Raw genomic sequence first — 396 nt, forward strand, 5'->3', positions numbered from 1 at the left:
CCGATCTCCTCACTGCTTTTGACTCGTCACTAGCCTCTTAAAGAGGCATTCGTACTACTTGCCATTATCCCTAAAGGGATCTTCATACTCTTTTACACTTAACTTATCAAGTGCTATATCATGTTTTTCCTGTTCTTGTATATATTTCTTAATTGTGGCTTCATTAAGTCCAACTGTACTTACATAATATCCCTCTGCCCAGAAATGATGATTGCCAAATTTATATTTGAGATTGGCGTGTTTATCAAACATCATAAGAGCACTCTTACCTTTTAAATAACCCATAAAGCTTGATACACTTAATCTCGGAGGAATACTGACTAACATATGAACATGATCCGGCATCAGATGTCCTTCGATAATTTCTACGCCTTTATAACTACACAAACGTCGGAA

At 36.6% G+C, this 396-nt stretch carries 1 protein-coding gene; it reads right to left on the minus strand.

The window, feature by feature from the left end:
* Positions 1-54 precede the first annotated feature (54 nt).
* Positions 55-396, minus strand: a 342-nt coding sequence (tnpA, locus tag C1E99_RS12135; protein WP_105207685.1) for an IS200/IS605 family transposase, incomplete at its 5' end; no start/stop codon positions are given.

The organism is Streptococcus suis (assembly GCF_002964045.1).
Classification (GTDB): Bacteria; Bacillota; Bacilli; order Lactobacillales; family Streptococcaceae; genus Streptococcus; species Streptococcus suis_U.